Origin of the sequence: Algoriphagus sp. (assembly GCF_024642405.1) — a bacterium.
GTDB lineage: Bacteria > Bacteroidota > Bacteroidia > Cytophagales > Cyclobacteriaceae > Algoriphagus.
The window spans coordinates 1-18,597 of sequence record NZ_JAHEBC010000055.1 but is presented as its reverse complement, the minus strand read 5'-3'; the positions used below and the strand labels follow the sequence as shown (position 1 = coordinate 18,597).

The window sequence follows — 18,597 nt, the reverse complement described above, 5'->3', positions numbered from 1 at the left end:
TTTTTGCTTTCCAATATTATTACTGGCAAAATGAATTCATAGCAAATGGAAGAGCATTTGATACTAGATTGACGGAAGAGGAAGCTGTGGAAGGTTTTCGGAAAGCGAAAGCGCATTTCCAGAACTTCTTTGGAAAAGAAATCGTGACCCTTGGAGAATATCAGAAGTTAGTGAGAGGAGAAAAAACTTTACCTCTTTGGGGAATTGACGATGTAATTACTGCCATGCGATCCTCGCCCTTAGAAAATGGAACCCGAAAAGGAGTACAGGGAGAATCGTACATCATAATGGTAAGGTTTGGTGAAGGTTTGCCAAAAATAGAAACAGTCAATGTTTATGGAGCCAGCAATCGCCCGGACAGTCCGCATTACGATGATCAGATGCAGCTATTCTTGGATCAAAAACTAAAACCAATGAGTTTGGACAAAGAAGAGGTGATGAAGAACGCTAAAAGAGTCTACCATCCTGGAAAATAATGTAAAGATTTTATTCTCTAAATCAGAGTTAAATCATAAGGTCTGAAAGCATCCAACAATTCATCATTGGGATCCAATTCTGTCACCAAAGTATTCACTGCAGTCATATCACAAGTTTTATATTTCTGTACAGAATGAAGCTTGTCTGAAACCGATAAAATAACAGTTTTTTTCGCTGCTCGGATCATCGCTTGTTTTACTTGAATCACTTCCCAGTCAAACTCAGTCAGTCCATGAACCGCATCTAAGTAACCTGTTCCCAGGATACACATATCTACCCGCAATTGAGAAAGCGAGTTGACCACAGTCCCACCCACAGCGAATTTGGCATCATGAAGCAACTTACCTCCTAAGAAAATTACCTCCACTTCCGGCAATTCCAACAACTCCATGGCTACATGTAAACTTGGAGTGAAAACGGTCAAAGCCAATTTTTTAGGAATCATCTTAGCCACTTCCATATTGGTGGTACCACCGCTCATTAAGATCACCTGTCCCTCAGATAGCAAAGACACAGTTTTTTCGGCGATTGCTATTTTTTTAGATTGGAGATAAACATTCCCCTCATCTTTTCTGAAATTCATGAAGCCAAAAGAAGTAGCACCTCCATGGACCTTCTTAAGTTTTCGATCCTTAGCAAGTTCTTTAACATCCCTTCTAACCGTATCAATTGATACATTTAGGCTATCTGACAAATCATTTAATAAGACCCTATGATGCAAATGGACTTGGTCAAGGATGAATTTCTGCCTCTCTTCTTTTAGCATAATTTTACTGTTTGAAAGGTTAAACTAGTAAAAGCCGCAAAATCATGCAAAAATTATAGAGAATTGGATCAACACTGCAAAAAATAGCTTCCTTTTACTCCATTTACTTCCAATTTCCTACTAGTTTAGCTCTACAAAATGTGAGCTAAAATCAAATTGATAGATTTATCACGGAACAATAATTAATTCTAATTCAAAGTTTGACTACGATGAGACTCAAAAAGCAATCAATATTTTGGATACTTACCATTGCATCTTTTTCATTTTCCTGTAGCTCCAAATCTACTTTTAGAATTTTTGAGAAACCTATCACATGGAATGAGGAAAGAGAAAATCTTTCTCTGCAATACATGAAGGTGAGGCATGGGCTAGATCAAGAAAAAGCAGTTATTGATCCCAAAATAGTGGTAGTTCATTGGACAGCAGTTAATTCTATAGAATCAACTTTTGATATATTTGACTCGCCTACTTTGGGAGGTCGAGAAGATTTATCAGATGCCAGTAATCTAAATGTTTCAAGTCAATTTTTGATTGACCGAGATGGGACGATATTTAGACTTTTACCAGAAACCACTTTTGCCAGACATACCATCGGGTTAAACTACGCAGCGATAGGAATCGAAAATATAGGTGGTACAAATGATCCACTTACGAAAGAACAGCTTAAAGCAAATGAGATGTTGATCCGACATCTAAAGAAAAAGTATGCGATAGATTATGTGATAGGTCACTATGAATATCAGAATTTCCAGAATACAGATCTCTGGAAAGAGTTAGATCCAGATTATAGAACTGTTAAAACTGATCCCGGAAAGCAATTCATGGAAAACCTCAGAAAAAATCTTGCTGACCTGAATTTGAAACCAGTACCTTCGTTTTGATTTTCCAGCGGACTATTATGCGTTTTTCTTCAAAGTACCTCCTCCTGTCTTTGCTTATCAGTATTGCGTTTTTTGGCTGTAAGTCACAGAAAAATCAAACCTCATCAAAGCAAACAGAACTCCCAAAAACACAAAATCCACCAAATCCAAATGGGGATTTACCGATTAAAGATATTCCTAAAGCCACCATACATCTTCAGCCTTTAAGCTTTAATTTACCAGAAATTCCTAGGGAATTCCGTGGAGTATGGATCGCGACAGTAGTTAATATCGATTGGCCAACACAAGCAACAGACTCCTTTCAAAAACAAAAACAAGACTTTTTAAGCTTGCTGGACTACTATAAATCCTTAAATTTTAATACAGTTATTGTTCAAGTGAGAACAGCGGGAGATGCTTTTTATCCCAGTAACTTAGCTCCCTGGTCAAAATATTTGACTGGGAAAGAAGGTAAAGCCCCAGCAACTTCAGAAAATCCTTTGACATGGATGATCAAAGAAGCTCACAACAGAGGTTTGGAATTTCATGCTTGGCTAAATCCATACAGGGCTACTTTTGATTTAAAAACTGATCTTCTGAGTCCTGAGCATGATTACAATAAACATCGGGATTGGATGCTGAAATATGGTACCAAATACTACTATAATCCGGGATTACCTGAGGTTAAATCTCATTTAACTTCAGTAATAAAGGAACTGGTTGATAACTATGATCTTGATGCCATCCACTTTGATGATTATTTCTATCCTTATAAAATAGGAAATGAAATTTTCCCTGATAAAAAGTCATACGACACTTATAAAAAACAAGGACAATCAATTGATGATTGGAGGAGGCAGAATGTCAATGATTTGATCTTATCCGTGCATCAACAAATTAAATCGAGTAAGCCATGGGTTCAGTTTGGGATCTCTCCTTTCGGAGTTTGGAGAAATCAGGACAAAGACCCAAAAGGCTCTCCAACTCGAGCAGGCCAAACAAATTATGATGACCTTTATGCAGATCCCATTACTTGGATGAAAAATGGATGGATTGATTATCTAATTCCTCAGATTTATTGGAGTATGGATTATGAGCTTGCAAGCTATCGCAAACTGAATGATTGGTGGTCTAATAATAGTTTCAATACGAATATCTATATCGGCAATGGACCCTATAAAATCCGTGATAATGCAGATAAAGCCTGGGATAATCCCTCAGAAATTTTAAATCAGATTTCTTACACCAGAACTGCCCCCAACATTCAAGGAAATGCCTTTTTTTCCGCAAAGTCATTTTTTTCCAAAAATCAGGATGTTGCTAAAAACTTAAGGCAGGAATTATACCAAGAGCCAACGCTTCCTCCATCTTTTGAACCTAAAACGGAAGCAATAATAGATGCTCCTGTTGTGTTAGATATTACTTCAGATCAATCTTTAACCAAGATTTCACTAGAAAAACCTTTAGATCCGGCCATCAGATACGCCCTAGTTCATGGGGCAAATGAACTAAATCTACTTGCAGATTCGGAAATTCATCCAGTTTGGGTAGGTGGGGTCAGGGCAAGATCATTAGAAGTTAAAAGTTTAAACACTAAATTTCTTGCTATCCGATGGATTGACCATTATGGAAGAATTGTACAAACTCAGGTTTATCAAGTTCCTTAAATGAATTCACTATGAAAGACATGCTCGTTAGATTGATTGGATTACCTGATTGTTCAGAATTAGAAAATCAGTTAGGCAAGAAAGAAAGCATCGTCTTTCGAAGGGCCATTGCCCCAGAAAAGCACTTGGTGAGTTCATGGGTCAAGGAGCATTTTGGTGATTATTGGCAATCTGAAGTGGAAATTGCTTTTTCAAGACAACCTGTTTCCTGTTTAATAGCACATCGAGGAAATGAGATTTTGGGATTCGCATGCTATGAATCCACTGCTAAAAACTTTTTTGGTCCAACGGGTACCTTAGAATCCGAAAGAGGAAAAGGCATTGGTAAAGTTTTACTTATTAAGAGTCTTCAATCCATGAAAGAAATGGGGTATGCTTATGCAATCATTGGTGGAGTTGGCCCAGCTGAGTTTTATCAAAAAGCCGTTGAAGCAAAACTAATTGATGGGTCTGAAACCAGTATTTATGAACATTTGATTCGCAAAAAATGACCAAAAAAACCCAAAAGAACCCCTGGTTATGGATTCCTTCCCTTTATATGACAGAGGGAATTCCCTATATCATCATTATTGTGGTTTCGGTGATCATGTATAAAAAACTAGGAGTTTCTAATAGCGATATAGGACTTTATACCAGTTTATTGTATTTGCCATGGGTAATAAAACCCATTTGGAGCCCTATCATTGATTTGATTGGAACCAAAAGAAAATGGTTTCTTAGCATGCAATTCATCCTTTCTTTGGTTTTTTTGGGAGTCGGATTAAGTACATCAGGAAATAACTTTTTCTTTTTAACACTTGCTTTTTTCTGGATGGGAGCTTTTGCCTCTGCCACAAATGATATTGCATCTGACGGGATGTATCTGATTGCATTAAAACCCGCTCAACAATCTTTTTTCGTAGGACTGAGGGGAACATTCTATAGGATCGGTATGATCACGGGACAAGGACTTATTGTAATTATTGCAGGTTACTTAGAGACAAGCTTAGGAGACGATAGCAAAGCTTGGTCCTACACCATGATTTTAGTGGGTGCTTTAATGTTACTGTTGACTCTCATTAATTACTTATCAACTCCGAAAGTAGAGGAAGAATCTAAAGATGTCCCAAAAAGAGAAGCTAGTTTCGGGAAAGTTTTCAGCACTTTTTTCACGAAGAAAAACATCGCACTTTCGCTTGCATTTGTTCTGCTGTATAGACTGGGAGAATCTCAGTTGGTGAAAATGGCCTCCCCTTTTTTATTGGAGGAAAGACTAACAGGTGGTCTAGAATTAAGTACTTCAGAAGTAGGTTTCCTGTATGGGACAATTGGGGTAGTGGCCTTGCTACTTGGAGGAATATTAGGAGGAATTGCTATTTCCAGAGATGGACTTGGTAGATGGATGATCCCCATGGCACTTTCTTTAAATCTACCCAATCTTCTGTATATTTTATTGGCATACTTTCAACCTGAAAGCATCCTCTTTCCAGGGGCAGTTGTAGTGATAGAACAGTTTGGTTATGGTTTTGGATTTGCAGCTTACATGGTTTTTTTAATTTACCTTGCAGAAGGATTATTCAAAACCTCCCATTATGCCATTGCAACTGGGTTTATGGCTATGGGAATGATGCTACCCGGAATGCTTTCAGGATTTGTTCAAGAATGGCTTGGATACACAGGATTCTTTATTTGGGTTGGGATAGCAATGATTCCAGCATTAATTATGGCAAGATCTGTAAAATACCCGAGGGAGTTTGGGAAGAAAACCGATTAAATTACCCTTGTCTTTATTCTTCTTTGAATAAGATTTAACATTCTTTCTTCATTTAGCTACGTATAAAACTGACGACCGAATCGTCTAATTAGAAAAAGAATCCTCAATAGAACCCAATGACACCTATTTTAACCAAAAGCCAAAAAGTAGCTCAACTTTTCTTTCCAGCAGCATTTGTTCACGATACTGAAGAAAATTACCTAGAACTGGAAAATTTGATCAAAAGTGAAGAAATCGGAGGATTGACATTTTTTCATAGCAGAATCTCAGCAGCTGCAAATTTTGAAAAAAGACAAGAAACATTGGATGTTTCGGGCACGCTTGAAAAATTAATTCTTTTGATCAATAGGTATCAGGAAGCATCAAAAATCCCATTGATTATTTCTATTGATGGAGAATTTGGTTTAGCCATGAGAATCGAGGAAACGCCTGCTTATCCATATGCCATATCCCTTGGGGGAATCAGCCTCGAAGGTGAAAAACAAGTTGAGGAAGTTGGTTATAAAATGGGCTTGGACATGAAAAGTGCTGGTATTCATTTGAATTTGGCACCTTGTGCAGATGTGAATACCAACCCGTTAAATCCAGTTATAGGATATAGATCTTTCGGTACAGATACAAATACTGTAGCAAGGCTTGCCTTAGCCGCCTATAAGGGTTTGACAAAAGCAGGGATTGGAGCTTGTCTCAAACATTTCCCAGGACATGGCGACACACATGTTGATTCACATCTAGGCCTCCCCGTAGTCAATAAAACAAAAGAGGAATTGGTAGCCGAAGAATTATACCCTTTCCAATATGGAATCGATCATGACGTAGAAATGATCATGGTAGGTCATTTGGCTGTTCCGGCACTAAGTAATGGAAAGGAAATCGCAGCAAGCATCAGCAGGGAAATCATTACCGATTTATTGAAAAATGAAATGGGATTTAAAGGGATAGTCATTTCGGATGCTTTGAATATGAAAGCTGTTTCCAACCTTTTCCCAACACCTGGCCACCTAGAATGGGAAGCATTTCACGCTGGCAATGACATTTTATGTTTCTCAGAAAATGTTAAAGAAGGAATTCAAATGATTTCAGAAAAAGCAAGTGACGAGGAAATTAATCTTGTTTTTGAAAAAATACTGGAATTAAAGAGAAAACTCGGGGTTTTGGAAAGAAGGCATATTGATATTCCAAAATTCAATTGGGAAAATCATGAGAAGTTCCTTGAAAAATTATCGAAAGAATTTCTTTGCCAGCTTAACGGAGAAATAAACTCTATCAATATACGTGATCTTGGAGAGTCTGGGAATTTAGGTCATCGATCTTTCCCCTCAAAAGATGAAACGGTTTTCAGCAGCCTTCTTCAAGAAGCTTTTGGTAGAAATCTTTCAGAAGTATCTGATAAAAAGGCCAATCTTATTATAATTTCCCTTTTTGTACCTTCTGCAAAACCAATCAATCAGTTTGGATTAAGTGATGAGGTATTGGAAGAAATTGCAGAATTAGCTCATACTAAAAACTGTATTCTATATCTTTTTGGGAACCCTCTTGCCTTAAGATTATTAGGAGATATAACCCTTTTCAAAAGTGTGGTTGTTGCCTACCAATCCTTCGATGCTACCCAAAGAGTGGCAATCAAACATTTGATGGGTGAGTGGAAAGCGATCGGTAAAATGAGTGTAAATCTTTACGATTAATTATTCCACGCTAAACTCAAAAACAATCTCATGTACATATTTCTCATCTGGAGCTAAGGCAGCTGAAGGGAAATTTTCTTTATTTGGACTATCCGGCCAAGCTTGGGGTTCTAAACAGAATGCCCAGAATGGTTGATAAACTTTTCCATCTGCTCCTTTAAAATCTCGCATTCCATTGGCATTGTAAAATTGGACCCCAGGGGCTGTGCTATATACTTCCATCACTCTACCAGATTCTGGATGTTTAACTTTCGCTATTTTTTTCAGATCTGGAGTATTTTCTCTTTTGGTGACAAAATTATGGTCAAAGCCTCCACCAATGGCATCCATCTGCTCCCCAAGGATCTTTGGAGTACGAAAATCAAAAGGAGTACCCTCCACATCTACGACCTCGCCAGTAGTAATCAACTGCTCATTCATCGCCGTATATGCATCTGCAAAAATCTGAACTTCATGATCTTTCACATCACGGTTGATCCCTCCTAAATTGAAATAGCTGTGATTAGTTAAATTGACAATAGTTTTCTTATCCGTGGTAGATTCAAATCGCACTTTTATTTCATTGTCTGAAGTCAATTCCATGTACAACCAAGTATCAAGATTTCCAGGATAACCTTCTTCCCCGTCTACACTCAAATAATGCATTTTCACTCCGATTGCATTATCCGAGTCATAAGCCTCTGCCTGATCCCAAACTTTCACTCCAAAACCTTTTTTTCCTCCGTGCAAGTGGTTCTCTCCAATATTTTTGGTGATGTCATATTTTACTCCATCCAACTCAAATGATGCATTCGAAATTCTATTGGCATATCTGCCAACTGCAGCTCCCAAATAGGGTCCATTTCCAGTAAAATATTGCGGGATACTATCCAGCGCCAAAACCACATTTTCCAGATTTCCATCTTTGTCTGGAACCATAATTCTAGAAATGATTCCTCCAAAATTTGTCATCTCTACCTGCATAAAACCATTATCAAGGCTATACCTAAAAACATCTTTCCCTTCCCAATTGCCTACTTTTTCTGCTTTGAATTCAAAATTTATTTGTTTGGTCTCTTCCATTGCTTGTTGTTCTGTAGGTTTATTTTGGCATGCTAAAAATAAAGTGAATACGGCCAGAGTCCATTTACTTTTCAAAATTAGTTTCATAGGAATATTGGGTTGGGTGCTTTCTTAAAGGCTTGTTAATTCTATCTTTTGTGATTGGCTTCTATTTTGGCCAACTCTGCTTGTAATCTTGACTGATCATAATATTCCCCTTTCATCATCACAGCAATTGGGTTTTTCAGCGTTTCCAAATCTTCCAAAGGATTGTTTTTCACCAACACAAAATCTGCAGAAGCTCCGGACTTTAAGACTCCCCATTGACCCTCTTCATCGAAGTATCTTGCAGGGTTTATGGTTCCAGTTTTCAAAATTTCATAATTGGACATTCCTGCCTCCGACATTAACTCAATTTCGTGATGAATTGAAAACCCAGGCACATTAAAGACCTGTGGAGAATCTGAAGTCATCAAAACTGGAACTCCTGCCTCGTGAAGGGTCATAAAAAGCATATTTCTAAACTCCAGATATGGCTGTACATTTTCTTTGGTCAAAACGCCAGCTTCTTCATATGGGGTCTTGGCATTGATCCAATTTTGTACCTGCTGTTCGGACATATATTTCATCTCTGGGATATTTCGATATTCCTCAGCAGGTTTGTATCCAAAATATCTGTCAAATAAAGTCAGCGTTGGTGCTATCCACGCTCCAGTTTCCAAAGTCATGTCAACCAAAGCAGGTAATTTGCTTATATCTGCTTCACCTACCAATAACATGGTAAAAGGCCCAGCAATTTTCGAATCTAAAACTCTGGAATAGTCAGGAATCAATGCCTCAATGTATCCATCCATATGTTCTATGGATTTATAACCACCTTTCAAACTGGCTTCAAGTCCCACATTTAAAGAAACATGTCCTCCAAATGGAATATCAAGCTCTTTTGCGGTTTTAGAAATTGCTAGAAACTCATCCATTTCCAATCCAGGATGCAATTTTAAATGATCATATCCAGCAGTTTTTTCTTCACTAACCATTTGAGCTGCTTGTTGTGCAGAAGAAACAGAGCTTCCGCTAAATGAAGGTCCTGAAAGGAACAGTCTTGGTCCGGGAATCTTTCCGGCTTCAATTCTTTCTTTCAATGGTAAATGTGACGCATGCCCTATCATACCTCTCACCCGCAAAACCCCATTTGCCAAATACAACCACATCGCCTCTTCCTGCAATTGAGTATCACCATTTTGGGCAACTGGAATATGGGAATGAAACTCTGCCAATCCCGGATAAACGTAGGCTCCTTTTCCATCGATTTTTTCAATATCAGAATTTGAAACTGATTGAGAAGCAGAAAGAACCTGTTTGATCTTACCATCTTCTACCAGAATCGATTGGTTCTTTTTTACTTGATCATCCTCCATGGTAACCAAGTGAACATTGGAGATTAAATAACTTTGGGAGAAAGCTGGTAAAAACGGTAAAATGAAAATTATGAGAAGAGAGAGCGATTTTTTCATGATCTGAAAAGTGAAGTTGTTTTTCAAGTTCGCTTTTTCAAAGTTCAAAATCAATACTATTTCAAATGACCTTTATTATTCAAGTAATTAAGCGCCTCCTCAATCATTTGATCAGGAGAATTTGAAATCGAAAGCTTCAGGCCATAGCCTGGTTCCTCCCAAGTAGCGATTTGGGAATCAAGCATCCCAGCTTTCATGTAATGATTCTTACGCGCTAGCATTCGCTCCCATATTAAATCTCTATTTCCTTCGAGGTGGATCCACCGAACCTGATCATTTACTTTGAGGATTTCTCTATATGATTCCTTTAATGCTGAACAGGCCAGCACTGCACCGCCTGTTTTCTCAGATTCTTTCAACTGATTAGCCAAAGCTTTTAGCCAAGGTATTCTGTCTTTATCATCCAGAGGAATCCCCTTGCTCATTTTTGCAATATTCTCTTCAGGATGAAAGTGATCTGCATCAAAAAATGGTAACTTGAAATGATTGGCAAGGCCTGAACCAATCGTAGTTTTGCCTGTTCCTGAAACTCCGGTGACTATGATAAGCATAACACAAATTAAATACTATTTATCATTTTAAGTAAATTCAAATTTACCAATATGGACTTTTCAACACCAGCAATAACAGATCATTTTTACTCCAAAAAAGTCGGAGACTTACATTTTAGAAATCTTAGGATGGCCAGAGCTGAAACTCCTGTATTTGAATGTGCAGCCAAAATGGCAAAAGAAAAAGTCAGTTGCCTTTTTATAGGAGATTCTCCTAAACAAATTGAAGGTTACATTACTGACATCACTCTTCGGGACAACCTTTTAGCAAAACAACTATCTCCTTCTATTCCAGTTTCAGAAATCATGGAGAAAGATATGATTAGTATTCATCCCGATTCATTTTTGGTAGAAGCCCTAATGTTGATGTTCCGAACCAAATCCAGATATCTATTAGTGCAAGAAAACGGGAATTATGTAGGGTGGATTAGTAGAACAAAAATCCTAACGGAGCAGTCGCAAGGTCCTTTTATGTTTATTCAGTCAGTAAAGGAATCAAGACAAATTCCTGAGTTGAGAGAAAAATGGCTGCGCATGCCGGAGATCATCCATTTGCTTTTGTCAAGAGGAATGAAGGCAAGTATTGTCAATCAAATAATCACGACTGTAGCGGATACTATTTCACAAAGGGTGATAGAACGAGTGTTTAAAGAAATTGGTCCGGCTCCTGCAAAATTTGTTTTTTTCGTATTGGGTAGTGAAGGTCGAGGGGAACTTTCACTAAAAACTGATCAGGACAATGCCATAATTTATGAAGACAAGGCCAATGAACACCGAGAGGAAGTAAGAGCTTATTTTTTAGATTTCGCTACTCGGGTTTCGACAGCATTAAATGAAATTGGGATAGTTTTTTGTGAAGGGGACTTGATGGCGATGAACCCTAAATGGACGCATTCTCTCTCTCACTGGAAACGGAATTACGAAAGTTGGATCCAAGATGCTTCTCAGGAAACCGCGATGAATTATGCGACTTTTTTTGATTGTCGGGCTATATATGGCGAAAGTTCTTTACTGGAAAACCTAAAAGAATTCATGGATCAGCAATTAGAAAAAGCACCGGAAAGATTTTACATCAATTTAGGTCACAATGCACTTCAATATGAGCCTCCATTAACATTCTTTAGAAGGATTAAAACTGAAAAAATTGACGGGGAGAAACAAATCAACCTAAAGCATATCATGCGCCCAATTGTGGATTTGGCAAGAGTCTATGCGTTGAAATTTCGGGTTTTTGAAACTAACACGATCCGAAGGATAGAATTACTCACAGAAAAAGGCGTATTCTCACAAAAAGAGTCACAAGAATTAATTCATGCTTTCGATTATCTTATGACGCTGAGACTTGAAAATCAGTCTTATTTAATTTTAGAAACGAAAGAAAATCCTAAAAACTTTTTGAAAATAGAACATATAACAAAGGTTCAATCTGTCACGCTTCTTGAAATTTTTAAAGTTATAGAAGAATTCCAAGCCAGAATAAAGCTGTCTTTTACAAGGACAATGTAAGTCTAACTGAATACTTTTATAAAATTTTTATTAAAGTGCTTTTTATTCAAAAACTTTTTTTAAATTTGTTTAGTAAAAGATAGATTTAATCAATCAATACTTTACCGAACAATATTCCACAAAACCTAATATTATTGGGCAATAATGATTGTTTTATTGAATATCTTATTTAATATTCTTCTAAATAAGATTTTGACAAAATTATCATACCCAACAAACCCTAACCTGTTCTAACAGCATGCTAAGTAAGTATCCACTTTCAGAAGTAGAAAAGAGTTTTCTTAAGGAATCCGGAGTTGAAAAGATCAGCACACTAATCCCCTATTTAACAGTCGATAATTTCCCTAAACTTGGATTGCTCACGGCATGCCGATTTTTGGAATGGGCTTCTGAAAATCCTCTTGGTGTCATCAGTTTACCTACCGGTAAATCACCTGAGTTCTTTATCAAATGGACCCAATTTCTATTAGACAACTGGGATAATAAAAAGGGAAAAGATGTTAGGGAAAAATATGGTTTAGGGAACTGCAAAAAACCTGTTTTAAAAGATTTGACCTTTGTGCAAATCGATGAGTTTTATCCTATTTCTTCAAAGCAGCATAATAGCTTTTTCGATTATGTAAACAAATTCTATATCGAAGGCTTCGGCCTATCCAAGGAAAATGCGATTTTGATTAATTCAGATGAAATTCCTTTGGCAAATGGTTTGACTTATCAAGAGGTATTCCCGGATCTAAAAGTAGATCTTTCATTAAGATTCAGAGATCCACAAAATGATCTAGAAAAACTTCAGCAAGAATCCATTTATCTAATTGACAAGTGGTGCGGAGAATACGAGCAGAAAATCAGAGATAAAGGAGGAATAGGTTTCTTCTTAGGTGGAATTGGCCCTGATGGTCACATTGCTTTTAACACAAGAGGATCGCATATATTTTCTGTAACCAGATTGACAGAAACCAACTTTGAAACGCAAGCCGTCGCAGCTGGTGATTTAGGAGGTATCGAGGTTTCGGCCAATAGACTTGTTATTACTATTGGACTTGATACGATAGTTTATAACCCAAATGCGGTCGCTATTATTATAGCAGCTGGGGAAGCAAAAGCCGGTATTGTAAAAGATTCACTGGAAACTCCATTAGACAATGTATTTCCAGGAACAGTCTTGCAAAAACTTAAAAATGGAAGATTCTATTTGACCAAAGGTGCAGCAGTTAAATTAACAGATTCTGTTGACGCCTATTATGAAAAAGGTGAGTGGACTTGGGAAAAAACAGAAAGATCAGTAATTGACCTTTGCAAGAAAATCGGAAAATTCGGACACAGAATTAAACTATCTGACCTAAAAGCAGATAAATATACAAGATTGATTCCAGGCCTTTCAGAAGACACTGTGAATCAGGTAATGAAAAGTACCGAAGCAAAACTCGCAAAAGGTTTAGAGCAAGAAACTGATCAGGTCTTACTACACACAGGGCCTCACCATGATGATATTTCATTAGGGATTCTTCCTCATATCACTAATCAATTAAATGAACCTTCGAATGAAGCTCATTTCTCAGTTTTGACTTCAGGTTTTACAGCAGTGACAAATACTTTTGTGATTGACACCTTGCAGTATACCAAAAAACTCTTGGACGAAAACCGAATTCAAATGGTCAATTTCCCTGACTTTTTTGATATTGGCTATAGCCTTAAAACAGATAAAGATGTATACCACTTCTTAACCAATGTAGCTTCAGAAAGAGCGGATGAAAGACAAAGAGGTTTATGCCATCGAGTAGTCAGAGCATTGGTAATTGTTTATGGAGTAAAAAATAAAACCCAACTCAGAGAGACAATCAATGAAGTAATCAGCATTTTGAGAAATAGCTATGATGGAGAGAAGAACCCATCTAAGATTCAAAAACTGAAAGGAATGATCCGTGAGTTTGAAGAGGAGTTGGTTTGGGCACATTTTGGAGTTCAGGTGAAAAACGTACACCATTTACGCTTAGGCTTCTATACAGGAGATATTTTTACTGAACAACCTGACAAAAAGAGAGATGTGGAGCCGATTGTGGAAATGTTCAGAAAAGTTAACCCAACAAAGATTAGTTTAACACTTGATCCCGAGGGCTCAGGCCCGGATACTCATTATAAAGTATTACAAGCCACAGCAGAGGCAGTTAGGCAATGGGGAGAAGAAAAAGATATTAGTGAGTTGAGAATTATTGGCTATAGAAATGTTTGGTTTAAATTCGAACCGCACGAGGCCAACGTTATTGTTCCAGTTTCTTTGGGAGACATGTCTGTAATGGAGGACTCTTTTGCAAATTGCTATTTAAGTCAGGTGAATGCCTCTTTCCCAAGTTATTCCCATAATGGCAAATTCAGTACTGTAGCCAAAAGAATATGGGTAAATCAACTGAACGATATTCAGCTCTTACTTGGTAAAAATTATTTCTACCAGCATGAAAGGGCAAAAGTGAGATCAAGTCATGGATTGATATTCTACCGTGACATGAATGTGGAAGAATTTCTAGCCACAGCAAGAGAATTAGAAAAATCAATTGAAGGGATGCTTTAAAGTGCCTTTTAGCAAAAAAATAAGTATGGATAAAGGTTGCCGGTCGATCAGCACCTTTATCCGTTTTTACAACCAAAAACCTAAACAGTAAACCAAATCGAATGGAGAAGGCCATTTTGGGATTGGACATCGGAGGTACAGGCATCAAAGGAGGTGTATTGATTAAAGGACATCTTGAAGATATCAGGTCTATACCTACCCCAGCCAATCAAGATCAAGAACATATTCTGGAAACGATTGCCTTGTTTATCGAATCTTACCTCCATCATGATATTGCAGGGATTGGAATTGGAATCCCTGGTTTGGTAGATGTTGATAAAGGAATTGCCCTTGCTCTTGCTAATATTCCCGCATTTCAACATGTTGAATTAAGAAAGTTTTTATCTGAGCGATTTGAAAAACCAGTTTTTATAAATAATGACGCAAATTGTTTCGCTCTAGGAGTTTATAAGTATGGAGTTGGAAAGCAGTTTAAAAATCTCGTAGGAATTACCTTAGGAACAGGTACTGGAGGAGGAATAGTAATAAATGGAAACCTTTACAGTGGTGTTACTTCCGCGGCCGGTGAATGGTGCAGTGCTCCCTATTTAGACAATAATTATGAGTTTTATTGCAGTGGGAAGTTTTTCCATAATTTTTATCATCAGCGCCCAAAGGCACTTGCCAAATTAGCTATTGCGGGAGATCCTGTTGCATTAAAAGCATTTGAAGAGTATGGCCATCATTTAGGTGAATTGATCAAAAACATTCTTTATGCTTTAGCTCCAGAGGCGATAGTTTTGGGAGGCTCTATTAGAAAGTCCTATCCACTTTTCAAAGATTCTTTGAATAAGACCTTATCCACATTTTTGTACCCTACTGTGCTTGAAAATCTTCAGATTTTACTTTCTGAATTAGATGAAACAGCAATTCATGGTGCCGTTGCTCTTGTAGATGTGGAACCTGAAGTTGTAAATAGTTAGTTAATAAGTTGGTTTAGATAGATGAAAATGCGACTCTAATCCGAGTCGCTTTTTTTATGACTACTTTCGATATACTCTACCAAATTCATCAGACTATTTCTCCCCTTTTCAAATTCAAATTGCTACTTTTTAATAAATCGTCTAATTTGAAAGAAAAATGTCTTCTTCTAATCTACTCAAAGTTGCATTAGCCCAAATCTCACCTGTTTGGCTAAATAAAGAAGCGACTTTAGAAAAAGTAAAATCTTCCATTCAGGATGCCGCAAAAGAAAATTGCCAATTAATTATTTTTGGAGAAGGGCTGGTTCCTGGTTATCCTTTTTGGTTGGCGTTAACTCATGGAACTGCCTGGGATAATTCTATTCAAAAGGAAATTCACGCACATTACCTCAGGAATGCCATTCAAATCGAATCGGGTGATCTAGATGAAATCAAGTTTTTAGCAAAAGAAAACCAGATCTCGATATATCTTGGAATCATAGAAAGACCTATAGATCGGGGTGGTCATAGCATTTATTGCTCTTTAGTTTACATAGATCAAACTGGCGAAATCAAATCTGTTCATCGAAAACTTCAGCCAACTTATGATGAGAGACTGACTTGGTCTCCCGGAGATGGGAATGGTCTTCGTGTTCATAAATTGAAGAATTTCACGGTGGGAGGTCTCAATTGCTGGGAGAATTGGATGCCTTTGGCAAGAACCGCACTTTATGGCTTGGGAGAAAACCTTCACATTGCCGTCTGGCCGGGATCTATTCGAAACACGGAAGACATCACCCGGATGATTGCAAAGGAGAGCCGTTCCTTTGTGATTTCTGTTTCCAGTTTGATGCGGAAAACTGATTTCCCTGTAGACACGCCATACTTAGACTTAATTCTTGAAAATGCTCCAGATTTCCTGACAGATGGAGGATCATGCATTGCTGGACCGGATGGAAAGTGGATCCTTGAACCAGAGACTAACAAAGAGGGACTCTTTATCGAAACGCTGGATTTTAACCGGGTTTTAGAAGAAAGGCAAAACTTTGATCCCGTAGGGCATTACTCCAGACCTGATGTATTGCAACTTCATGTAAATCGAGAACGACAATCCAGTATAAAGTTTGAGGAATAAAATTGATTGTTCTCTATAAAACTTTATCACTAAGCTTAGACCTAAAAATATCCCATGAGTTCTTATTCTATAAAAAAATTCTGTTTCCTTAGTCTGCTGGTTTTGGGATTCTGTCTCAATGGGTTTGATTTAACTGCCCAAAGTAAAGGTGGAAAGGTCGTGACTGAGACGATTTATTCCGAAAACCTGGAAAATGAAGCAGGCGAAAACCCCAACCGAGCCGTTTCTGTTTATCTCCCACCAGGTTATGAATCCAGTAGCCAACGCTATCCAGTTATTTATTTTTTACACGGATTTATGGGAGATAACACCATGTTGTCCTACATGACTGAAATCCTTGACTTTTCTATAGAAACAAAAAAAATCAGACCATTTATTTTGGTGATCCCTGATGAAAAAACAAGTTATGATGGGAGCTTCTACAGTAATTCAGAGTACTTCGGTAACTGGGAAGATTTCACAGCTTTTGATTTGGTGAATTATGTAGATCAAAACTTCAGGACGATCCCAACCAAAGAAAGTCGAGGGATCACGGGACATAGTATGGGTGGATATGGTGCCCTAAAAATAGCCATGCATCACCCAGAAATCTTTAGCTCTGTTTATGCACTTAGTCCAGGAGCCCTTACCATCGTGCGGGAATACGGCCCAAACAGTGAGACTTTCAAGGAACTTTCCACACTCAAAACCATGGAGGAAGTTGAAAAGACCTATTTCGGAAAAGTGATGATTGCTTTTGGTAGATCCTGGTCTCCAAATCCCAATAAGGCTCCTTTCTATTGTGACTTGCCTTTTGAATATGAAGGAGATAAACTTCATGTCAATCAAGAGGTGTTGGAAAAATGGTATGATAATATGCCCTTACATATGATTGATGATCACTTAGAAAACTTACAAAAACTAAAGGCGATTAAGTTTGACTGGGGAAGAAATGCCGGTGATCGTTTCACTATTCAATGTGAGATGTTTAGCCAAAGGCTGGAGAATGTTGGGATCAAGCATTTTGCGGAAGAATATATTGGCACCCACACTAATAACATTTATACCAAAGACGGCAGAATCCCCAATCAAATGCTTCCTTTCTTTGACTTTTACTTGGGTTTTGAGGAAAGCTATTAAGTATTAAAGGGTAAAAAAATGGCGAGAATATTAAATCTCGCCATTTTTTATGTTTTCTAAATTCCCCTTCCGCTAGCCTGGAGCGGAATATCCGTCATCTCTTGAACCATCACTGGTTTTCCAGTTTCGATACTATTTCTAGCAGCTATCCCCACCAAAATAGACATCGCTCCATCCCGACTTCCGGCTGATTGCCTCCAAGGGTCCGCAGCAGATGGGTCTTTAAAAATCTTATCCTTTAATCGGGTATCTCCTCCACCATGCCCGCCTCCACCATGAGGCACCACGATTATTTCACTTTCTCCAAAATTCTTAGTCAATCTGATTTCATCTTGAGGCTCTACTTTCCATGGTTGGCTTTCTTTGACCCAAGCTTCCAATCTTCCTTTGGTGCCATTGAAAGCAATTCTATATCCTTCGTATGGAGAATAAGTTGTCAAGGAATAACTCACCTGAACTTTATTTTTATAGCGGATTTGAACAGCCATTTTATCATAGATATTGATATCCTCTCTAAACACACATCCGTCCCTATGGTACCCATCATACTGTTCGTTCTCAACATATAATTTTGTCAAATGCTCACTTCGGGTCACATCCCAATAAAAATCGCATTTACCTTTATGCGGACAACTCCTACAGGTTTCACCCCGATAAGGTCCATTCTTTCCATAAAACTCCAATTGACCAAACGCAAAAACTTCTTCTGGGTCAGAATCTAACCACCAGTTAAGCAGGTCAAAGTGATGCGTAGACTTATGAACCAAAAGTGTCCCGCTTTTTTCTTTGTACCCATGCCATCTCCTGAAATAATCAGCACCATGAGACGTATTAAGATACCAGTGGAAATCCACAGAAGTAATATCTCCAATCTCTCCTGCCCGAAGTAATTCGTAGATTTTTTGTCTGTGTGGGGAATAGCGATAATTAAAAGTTACAATTAGCTTCTTTCCTGATTTTCTCTCCGCATCAAGAATATCCTGACATTTAAACTCATCCGTTGTCATCGGCTTTTC

16 protein-coding genes are annotated in these 18,597 nt (G+C 37.9%); 11 read left to right on the top strand and 5 right to left on the bottom strand.

The window, feature by feature from the left end; translation table 11 throughout:
• A partial coding sequence (locus Q0L68_RS06535; RefSeq protein WP_296700966.1) for a penicillin acylase family protein occupies positions 1–476 on the top strand: 476 nt, incomplete at its 5' end.
• A 17-nt stretch (positions 477–493) separates the two neighbouring features.
• On the opposite strand, the gene Q0L68_RS06530 is transcribed toward Q0L68_RS06535, so the two are convergent.
• Complete coding sequence (locus Q0L68_RS06530) at positions 494–1,243, bottom strand: DeoR/GlpR family DNA-binding transcription regulator (protein ID WP_296700964.1); 750 nt, start codon at positions 1,241–1,243, stop codon at positions 494–496.
• 209 nt (positions 1,244–1,452) lie between these two features.
• On the opposite strand from Q0L68_RS06530, the gene Q0L68_RS06525 reads away from it, so the two are divergent.
• From Q0L68_RS06525 to Q0L68_RS06505, 5 genes are all read left to right on the top strand, one after another.
• Positions 1,453–2,124 carry a peptidoglycan recognition family protein gene (locus Q0L68_RS06525; protein WP_296700962.1) on the top strand — a complete coding sequence of 224 codons (672 nt, stop codon included), beginning with the start codon at positions 1,453–1,455 and terminating at the stop codon, positions 2,122–2,124.
• Positions 2,125–2,141: 17 nt separating this feature from the next.
• Entirely contained in the window at positions 2,142–3,770 is a 1,629-nt protein-coding gene (locus Q0L68_RS06520; protein WP_296700960.1) for a family 10 glycosylhydrolase, read from the top strand.
• 11 nt (positions 3,771–3,781) lie between these two features.
• Positions 3,782–4,261, top strand: coding sequence for a GNAT family N-acetyltransferase (locus Q0L68_RS06515; protein WP_296700959.1), 480 nt, complete (start codon positions 3,782–3,784; stop codon positions 4,259–4,261).
• On the top strand, positions 4,258–5,523 hold the full coding sequence (locus Q0L68_RS06510; RefSeq protein ID WP_296700958.1) for an MFS transporter: 1,266 nt from the start codon (positions 4,258–4,260) through the stop codon (positions 5,521–5,523). Before Q0L68_RS06515 ends, Q0L68_RS06510 begins: the two co-directional genes overlap by 4 nt.
• A 116-nt stretch (positions 5,524–5,639) precedes the next feature.
• Entirely contained in the window at positions 5,640–7,208 is a 1,569-nt protein-coding gene (locus Q0L68_RS06505; RefSeq protein WP_296700957.1) for a glycoside hydrolase family 3 N-terminal domain-containing protein, read from the top strand.
• On the opposite strand, the gene Q0L68_RS06500 is transcribed toward Q0L68_RS06505, so the two are convergent.
• The 3 genes from Q0L68_RS06500 to Q0L68_RS06490 are packed head-to-tail and all read right to left on the bottom strand — an operon-like array spanning position 7,209 to position 10,314.
• On the bottom strand, positions 7,209–8,357 hold the full coding sequence (locus Q0L68_RS06500; protein WP_296700955.1) for an aldose epimerase family protein: 1,149 nt from the start codon (positions 8,355–8,357) through the stop codon (positions 7,209–7,211).
• 41 nt (positions 8,358–8,398) lie between these two features.
• On the bottom strand, positions 8,399–9,763 hold the full coding sequence (locus Q0L68_RS06495; RefSeq protein WP_296700953.1) for an amidohydrolase family protein: 1,365 nt from the start codon (positions 9,761–9,763) through the stop codon (positions 8,399–8,401).
• Between the two features lie 56 nt (positions 9,764–9,819).
• Positions 9,820–10,314 carry a gluconokinase gene (locus tag Q0L68_RS06490; protein ID WP_296700950.1) on the bottom strand — a complete coding sequence of 165 codons (495 nt, stop codon included), beginning with the start codon at positions 10,312–10,314 and terminating at the stop codon, positions 9,820–9,822.
• A gap of 51 nt (positions 10,315–10,365) precedes the next feature.
• Here Q0L68_RS06490 and Q0L68_RS06485 point away from each other — a divergent pair, with 51 nt between their 5' ends.
• From Q0L68_RS06485 to Q0L68_RS06465, 5 genes are all read left to right on the top strand, one after another.
• Positions 10,366–11,820: a DUF294 nucleotidyltransferase-like domain-containing protein gene (locus Q0L68_RS06485; protein ID WP_296700948.1), complete on the top strand. Its 1,455-nt coding sequence runs from the start codon at positions 10,366–10,368 to the stop codon at positions 11,818–11,820.
• Between the two features lie 238 nt (positions 11,821–12,058).
• Positions 12,059–14,386, top strand: a complete 2,328-nt coding sequence (locus Q0L68_RS06480) for a glucosamine-6-phosphate isomerase (protein ID WP_296700946.1) — start codon at positions 12,059–12,061, stop codon at positions 14,384–14,386.
• A gap of 101 nt (positions 14,387–14,487) precedes the next feature.
• Positions 14,488–15,348, top strand: coding sequence for an ROK family protein (locus Q0L68_RS06475; protein WP_296700944.1), 861 nt, complete (start codon positions 14,488–14,490; stop codon positions 15,346–15,348).
• Positions 15,349–15,505: 157 nt separating this feature from the next.
• Entirely contained in the window at positions 15,506–16,462 is a 957-nt protein-coding gene (locus Q0L68_RS06470) for a carbon-nitrogen hydrolase family protein (protein ID WP_296700943.1), read from the top strand.
• 54 nt (positions 16,463–16,516) lie between these two features.
• Positions 16,517–17,581, top strand: coding sequence for an alpha/beta hydrolase-fold protein (locus tag Q0L68_RS06465; protein ID WP_296700941.1), 1,065 nt, complete (start codon positions 16,517–16,519; stop codon positions 17,579–17,581).
• A gap of 56 nt (positions 17,582–17,637) precedes the next feature.
• Here the strand turns inward: Q0L68_RS06465 and Q0L68_RS06460 are convergent.
• Positions 17,638–18,597 (bottom strand): Gfo/Idh/MocA family oxidoreductase (locus Q0L68_RS06460; protein ID WP_296700939.1); only part of this gene is annotated, 960 nt, incomplete at its 5' end.

Excerpts from the sequence above, each read along its gene's own strand:
- Q0L68_RS06530 (WP_296700964.1), bottom strand. The coding sequence starts at position 1,243 with ATGCTAAAAGAAGAGAGGCAGAAATTCATCCTTGACCAAGTCCATTTG.
- Q0L68_RS06525 (WP_296700962.1), top strand. The coding sequence starts at position 1,453 with ATGAGACTCAAAAAGCAATCAATATTTTGGATACTTACCATTGCATCT.
- Q0L68_RS06520 (WP_296700960.1), top strand. The coding sequence starts at position 2,142 with ATGCGTTTTTCTTCAAAGTACCTCCTCCTGTCTTTGCTTATCAGTATT.
- Q0L68_RS06515 (WP_296700959.1), top strand. The coding sequence starts at position 3,782 with ATGAAAGACATGCTCGTTAGATTGATTGGATTACCTGATTGTTCAGAA.
- Q0L68_RS06510 (WP_296700958.1), top strand. The coding sequence starts at position 4,258 with ATGACCAAAAAAACCCAAAAGAACCCCTGGTTATGGATTCCTTCCCTT.
- Q0L68_RS06505 (WP_296700957.1), top strand. The coding sequence starts at position 5,640 with ATGACACCTATTTTAACCAAAAGCCAAAAAGTAGCTCAACTTTTCTTT.
- Q0L68_RS06500 (WP_296700955.1), bottom strand. The coding sequence starts at position 8,357 with ATGAAACTAATTTTGAAAAGTAAATGGACTCTGGCCGTATTCACTTTA.
- Q0L68_RS06495 (WP_296700953.1), bottom strand. The coding sequence starts at position 9,763 with ATGAAAAAATCGCTCTCTCTTCTCATAATTTTCATTTTACCGTTTTTA.
- Q0L68_RS06490 (WP_296700950.1), bottom strand. The coding sequence starts at position 10,314 with ATGCTTATCATAGTCACCGGAGTTTCAGGAACAGGCAAAACTACGATT.
- Q0L68_RS06485 (WP_296700948.1), top strand. The coding sequence starts at position 10,366 with ATGGACTTTTCAACACCAGCAATAACAGATCATTTTTACTCCAAAAAA.
- Q0L68_RS06480 (WP_296700946.1), top strand. The coding sequence starts at position 12,059 with ATGCTAAGTAAGTATCCACTTTCAGAAGTAGAAAAGAGTTTTCTTAAG.
- Q0L68_RS06475 (WP_296700944.1), top strand. The coding sequence starts at position 14,488 with ATGGAGAAGGCCATTTTGGGATTGGACATCGGAGGTACAGGCATCAAA.
- Q0L68_RS06470 (WP_296700943.1), top strand. The coding sequence starts at position 15,506 with ATGTCTTCTTCTAATCTACTCAAAGTTGCATTAGCCCAAATCTCACCT.
- Q0L68_RS06465 (WP_296700941.1), top strand. The coding sequence starts at position 16,517 with ATGAGTTCTTATTCTATAAAAAAATTCTGTTTCCTTAGTCTGCTGGTT.